The organism is Bacteroides sp. AM16-24 (assembly GCF_003471885.1).
Lineage (GTDB): Bacteria > Bacteroidota > Bacteroidia > Bacteroidales > Bacteroidaceae > Bacteroides.
The window spans coordinates 21,632-27,898 of sequence record NZ_QRKI01000030.1; the positions used below are offsets into that span (position 1 = coordinate 21,632).

Here is a 6,267-nt window from a genome sequence, read left to right on the forward strand (position 1 = left end):
TCAAATATTAAAAGTTACACGCCCCTTTGACATTCCTAACTCATCCATCCAATGGCAAACATCGCCTACTGTAGTGGATTTCTCTATGTGCTTTCGCTGCTCCAGTATCAAATCCGCAATATCTCGTTTACTATTGGTAGCCTCATCTTTTGCCCAATCCGATAAACTTATATTCCGGCAATAATCGAGTTTCTTTATTTTCTCTTTCCATTCCTCCGTTGCATCCGCATCTGCGTACACAATTACATCACGTCCAGCCAACGCCTTGCATCTTTCCGGTGTAAGACCTTGTTTCCCACCACATGACACCCAAACGAAGGTAGGGAACACAATAGAAGCGATAATAGCGGCTTTCTCGCTCTCTGTTAGGCAAACTATATCTTTGGGTCTTTTCGGTAAGAGGTGCTCGCCAAACAAACATTGCCGTAAATGAAAGTCGGATGCTTGTTTCCCTTGTTTCTTCATCAAACGAGCGTGTAGCCAGTCGATCATATCTATTGCACCTTTGATGCGGTTGGAAAATCCAGTGTAAGCTGCCCCCTAAAACCAAGCGATTCTGCCCCCTTAAAACATTCAACAATGCCCCCTTAAAAAGTCTTGACCGATGGGGTTATTATTATTTTAGATTTTTCTCGGTTTGACTTAACCGATTGAGAAATAAACTTTTAGCGAATTATTTGAGAAGTGGCGGTAACGAGTTAGCAACCGTGCGATTTTCAGCGATTTGCGGTGCTATGCTGCCAAATAACTCTTTCACAGACAAAGATACAACATTTTTAATAATCCACAAAGCAAAGGACTATTTATTTAGCCCTATGTCTTGCGGATTATTTCAGAGATTTACGTAATAAAGAAATTCGTTTTAGTAAATGCCCAATACATAGCACTATTGTAACAATCCCTATTTTATAGTGCAATAGCCCTATGTAGGAGTTAGCCCCGTCTACTCCTAATAGGATAATTCCCGTAACCGATACAAGAAAGAATACAACTGACAGTACTACTGTAATTTTACTTTTTTTGCCAAGCCCATTTTTTATTATTCCTTTATACCATCCCCAATGTGTTGTTATATGGAATATTGATATAACAAAAAATAAAAAACTGGTCAAAACATGAAATACTGCCCAATTATGCCATAGTTCGTGATTAATGCCATGTCCGGCAATATGCAATCCTATCCCGGAAAATGCTGATAACACGAACACAAAAACCAGACTCCAGTCTATTACAAAAATCTTTTTCATTGCTTACCGTTTTCATATTTACGGTGCAAAATTCGGTATTCAAGTGGAATCTGAACGATAACAATTGTAAAGAAATGAAGTTAACGACGATTTCTGATGCGTGATAAAGAAACAGGAGTGATGCCAAGATAAGACGCTATATAATGTTGTGGAACACGCTGTATTATATTGGGATACTCTTTCAGCAATTCTTCATATCGCTGTTGTGGCGTGTTTTTTATTCTTGACAAGAACAATTGTTGGTAAGCATGAAAACGGTCTATGAGTTTTTCTTCATACAACTGCCTCAACGACAAATTATTGTTGATTTGGTTGTAAAAATCCTCTCTTCTTATAGCCGTGAGTTCCGTTGGTTCGATACTCTCCAAATAGAAAAGACTCGGCGTGCGTTTATATAGGCTATCGAATGAGGCGACAAAATCCCCTTCAAAAAAGAATTGAAAAGTAATATCTTTCCCTTCATTATAGAAAAACAGCCGCAGACAGCCTTTACGGATTAGATAGAGTTTTTCTGCAATTTTTCCTTCCTCCAAAAGAATTGCTTTGGAAGGGACAGACAAATATTCAGATTTTATCTGTGATTCAATATGGTTTAAGTGACTGGTATGCACGGTTTCGTAAAACAAACAGGCTATTTGTTCTAAATCTCTTGATTCGTATCGTCTTATTTCCATGTTGTTTACATCGTTTTAATTTTCTGTCAGTATGGCATGTTGTTATGAAATTGGCTTTATTCGCCTTTTATAAAACGTTTTGGAGTAAATCAAAGAGTTTTCATTAAAAATTCTTTCTCTCCCGTACCATCAACCGTTTCAGATTCTATCACGAAATTCTCTCTTTGATAGAATTTGACAGCTCTGATATTCTTTTGATATACGTGCAAATAAAGTTCCGGTTTGAGACCTTTGGCATAATCCAACAATCTTTTTCCTATGCCATAAGACTGAAAATTAGAAGCTACGAATATACCTGCAATATAATTTTCAGAAAGTCCGATAAATCCGACTATTTTGTTTGACTTCTCACAAACATATACCTCTGATGCTGGGATTAGTTTTTTTACGTTTTCAAATTGACCTTTCCAATAGGTTTCAGCAATAAAATCATGAGCTTGGACATCGGTAGCTAACCAAATTTGCATAACTTGGTCTATATCACCCTTATTCATATTTCTTATGACGACATCACTATTGGCAATGTCATATATCACCTCCACTATTCCATTGTATTTCTTGGTTTCAACCAATGTTAAACGAATCTTTGGAGCAGAGCTACCAAATAACCTGACACCACTTCCCAAAATAACCGGAATGACAGCCAGATGATAGGTGTCTATCATATTCTTTCCGATAAGCCGTCCGGCAATCTCCGCACCTCCGCAGATCCAGATGTTTTTTCCTACCCCCTGCCTCAATTCTTCTACGAGTTGGCAAACATCCATGTTTTTGAAGCGAATTTGTTGTGTGTCGTTCGTTTCGTTATGATGGGTCAGTACATAGGTTGTTGCTCCGGTATAGGGCCATTGGTCACATGAAAGGCTGGTAACTATTTGGTCGAATGTTTTTCTTCCCATGACAACCGTATCTACGCTACTGAAGAAAGGAGAGAAAGTGTCTTCCAACTCTACTGTGTCATCATGCCCCTTTATCCACCCAACTGAACCTTGATTGTCAGCAATGTATCCGTCTAAACTCACGGCAATATACAATATCACTTTTTTCATACAAAGCCTTGTTTATTCAAATAAATAATTAAACGGACTCAACTTGTTTTTTGAGATAATAAAAAATGTGTTTATGACAGCCTTTCTTTTATTTTTTTCTCAATGTCCTCAATGGTTGGCAAACTGCCACGAAAGTCTTTCGGCAAGGTTTGTCCTAATTCAGAACAAAAAATTGAGCCCTTGCAAACAAATATAAAAAAAGTGCGGTACACCACGAACGGCGTACCGCACTTTTTTCGGCAAATCGGGCAGGATTTAACATTTATAGCTTGAATCCCTTGCTTTTCCTTTGCGGTTGTATAGGTCGGCGTATGTTCTGCCTTAACTTCTCGAACTGTTCCTTAAACCACTCGGCAATGGGCTTTCGGTCAATGGCAAGAACCAATCTCGTCCCGTCCGTGGGGTCTTTCAGTACTTGAAACCCTGCCTTTTCGGTCGTGAATTTCCGTCCGTGTTCCTCCGAGTAGAGTTCCCCAGCATACTCCAACGGCTTTCCCTTGACGAGCGTTGCGGTCTGCCTTTCATCGAATCCCACAAGGCGGCAGAGGTTTTCGATACGGAGCATTTCACGGAAATAGGGAAACCATGCCGCCGCCCTTGCGATTACCGTTTTCAGAAACGATATTTCCTGCTTGTGCCTTGTGTCCTTGTCTGCTATCTCCCTGCCGTGCTTTTGCTGCATTTCCCGTATCTCCCGGCTATGGTCTGCCTGCATGGTCTGTATCCTATCTTGCAGGGCTTCGATGGTTTCCTCGTGGTCGGCTACCTCCCTATGCAGGGCGGTGTTCTCCCTTTCCAGCGTCTTGACCTTGTTACTGCCGAAAAGAGAACCGACGCTCTCGGCGATGTTGGCGGCTGCGACGGTTGCCGCCCCTTTCAGCTTCTCGGTCTGTATCTCTTTTTTCGCCCGTCTTAGTTCCTCCCGTGCCGTTTCTTTCTGCTGTTGCAAATCCACCACTTCCGCTTTGAGATTGTCGGCGAGTTTCTGTATATCCCGATAATACTGCTGCGTGGACTTGTGGCGAGCCTTCGAGCCGTCTATGCCCCTTTGCAGCCCGTATTTCGCCATCGCTTCGGCATAGGTATCTTGGTAGGACTTCAATTTCAGCCGTGTCATAATATCGTCTGCGCACAGCCTCACGGTGTCGGTCGGCTTCTTGCGGTATCGCTTCTTCGTCTGTTCCTCCCGTTTCCTGCGCTTTCGCTCTCCCTTGACGATGGGGACGAGCGTAACGTGTATGTGCGGCGTTTCCTCGTCCCTGTGCAGGTGAGCCGCCACGATGTTCTCCTTTCCGAACGTGTCGGCGAAGTATTTCAGATTGTCGGCGCACCACTCGTCCAAACGCCCCTCTTCCTCTATCCGCTTCATGTCCTCGTGCGTTCCCGACACGTTGATGCGGATAGCCCGTACTTGGTTGCTTCCGATTTTGCGTGTCAGCCCCGCTTCTTCCAATCTTCTTTGGATAGCCGCCGAACGGTCTTTTATCCCGTCGGGGTATTCGATGAGCCTGCGGTTTAGGTGCGTGCGTGTGGGGTCGGCGTTCTTCGGTATGATGAAACGCTCGATATGTGCGGTCGTTCCGCTGTCGCTGCCGTGCGCCTTTTCCATGTGTAAAACTACGAAACCCATATATTCTTCCTTTCTTTTTTGGCTTGTGAAACAATGATTTTTTGTATCATCGGGGGCGGCAAATGCCGTCCCCGATGGGGTGTGCAGAGGGGCTTGCCCCTTGCCTTATTGGGGAATTTTCAGCGATACGTAGTATTGCGGCTCGGAAAATTCCCTAATAAGTTACGGTATTTTCTCCGTAAATACCCTGCGGCGTGCCGTCCGTCTGCCCGTCTGCCTTTCGGCGGTGGCTGTCCCTGCCGCCTGCTTGCCCGTAACCCCCACCTTATTTTTTCCCTTTCGGTCGGTGGGTGGCGGGGCGGTCGTTTCCGTTTTCAAAGGCTCTTTTGCACGGGGCGGTCGGATACAAGGTTTTCCCGATAAATACGCTCGCAGCGAAGCGAGAGGAAGATTTATCGGGAAACGGCGTAGCCGCCTGACCTTTTAGCCGACATAAAGCCCCGTGCTTGCTTTGCCTTTGTAAACGGAAATGATTGCTCCGCTTTGCTGTGCTCGAAAAATTAAATCTGCGTATCTACATATAGTCGGTTATTAATGGACTGACTGACTTACAGATTCAATGATTCCAATACGACAGTACGACACGGCTTCATGACGATATGACTGCTTGACTGCCGACATTCAGCGAAAGAAAAATCAAGCTGTTCTCTTTTCGCCCGTGCATAATCCTCTCTAATAATGCCCTGCGGACTTTCGCCGCCCCGAACGACTCGATACGGAAAGCGAGGGCGGCTATCGTTTCGAGGTTGTAAACCTCCGCACTGTATCTGTCCGATATGCGGATAATGCGCTTTATGTCATATACGCTCAAAACTCCGCTTTTGCAGAGTGCCTTTATCCCTGCCCGAACCGTCGGGGCGATAACCCCGAACAGTTCGCAGATTTCCCACTCGGTCATGGCGGTTGCGCCTATATCGCTCGGCAGGGAGATATTGCCCTGCCCGTCCATCGTGATAATGTACCTTTCTTCTTTCATCGGTATTCTGTTCTTAATTAAATGGCTCGGCAGATATTCTTCTCCATATCCTCCAACTTGTGCGACAAGGTTTCCATGTCTTGGCTTATCTTCTGGGCGGTGATTTTGGCGTAAATTTGGGTGGTCTTTATGTTCGTGTGTCCCAAAAGGCGGCTTACCGTTTCGATGGGTACACCGTGCGACAGAAGCACGGTCGTGGCGTTCGTGTGTCTTGCAAGGTGGTAGGTCAAACGCACCTTGAAACCGCATTGTCTGCCTATCTCTTTGAGTATCTTGTTGCAGCTTCCGTTGCTCGGAACGGGGAAAACATGACCGTCCCTTGCCAGCCCCTTGTATTTCTCTATGATACGCTTGGGAACGTCCAAAAGACGGATGTTCGATTCGGTGTTGGTCTTCTTTCTTCGGGTGATTATCCACAGGTTGCCGTCGAAGAATGTTTGCAGGCGGTCGGTGGTGAGGTTCTTCACGTCGGAATACGCCAAACCCGTAAAAAGAGATGAGGTCTGTAAAGCAGGTTAAGAAAAGGGACGAAGAAGAAACGCAAAGTGATTGAAATGAGCGGATTAACGAGTTTGTGCATTTTCTGAAATTACAAAAAAATGCAGGAAAACACAGACTGTCCGCTTCTAAATCGTTACCTGCTGGAAAATCCAGTGTAAGCTGCCCCCTAAAACCAAGCGATTCTGCCCCC

7 protein-coding genes and 1 pseudogene are annotated in these 6,267 nt (G+C 44.6%); all 8 read right to left on the reverse strand.

Going from position 1 to position 6,267, the window contains the following annotated elements:
* On the reverse strand, positions 1-510 hold the full coding sequence (locus DW182_RS21385) for a DUF6371 domain-containing protein (RefSeq protein WP_370449839.1): 510 nt from the start codon (positions 508-510) through the stop codon (positions 1-3).
* 317 nt (positions 511-827) lie between these two features.
* Positions 828-1,247, reverse strand: a complete 420-nt coding sequence (locus DW182_RS21390) for a DUF4405 domain-containing protein (protein ID WP_101542053.1) — start codon at positions 1,245-1,247, stop codon at positions 828-830.
* Between the two features lie 80 nt (positions 1,248-1,327).
* The gene (locus tag DW182_RS21395; RefSeq protein WP_233564200.1) at positions 1,328-1,921 is read right to left on the reverse strand and encodes a Crp/Fnr family transcriptional regulator; all 594 of its coding nucleotides are present in this window, start codon (positions 1,919-1,921) and stop codon (positions 1,328-1,330) included.
* Between the two features lie 89 nt (positions 1,922-2,010).
* Entirely contained in the window at positions 2,011-2,970 is a 960-nt protein-coding gene (locus tag DW182_RS22645; RefSeq protein WP_233564201.1) for a GNAT family N-acetyltransferase, read from the reverse strand.
* 262 nt (positions 2,971-3,232) lie between these two features.
* The gene (mobV, locus tag DW182_RS21410) at positions 3,233-4,600 is read right to left on the reverse strand and encodes a MobV family relaxase (protein WP_118296754.1); all 1,368 of its coding nucleotides are present in this window, start codon (positions 4,598-4,600) and stop codon (positions 3,233-3,235) included.
* Between the two features lie 162 nt (positions 4,601-4,762).
* Positions 4,763-4,918, reverse strand: coding sequence for a hypothetical protein (locus DW182_RS22210; protein ID WP_158580825.1), 156 nt, complete (start codon positions 4,916-4,918; stop codon positions 4,763-4,765).
* 271 nt (positions 4,919-5,189) lie between these two features.
* Positions 5,190-5,576 (reverse strand): hypothetical protein, encoded by a 387-nt coding sequence (locus tag DW182_RS21420; protein ID WP_118296756.1) that lies wholly within the window; start codon positions 5,574-5,576, stop codon positions 5,190-5,192.
* Between the two features lie 17 nt (positions 5,577-5,593).
* A pseudogene (locus DW182_RS21425) lies at positions 5,594-6,073 on the reverse strand (site-specific integrase); the annotation flags it as partial.
* Positions 6,074-6,267 lie beyond the last annotated feature (194 nt).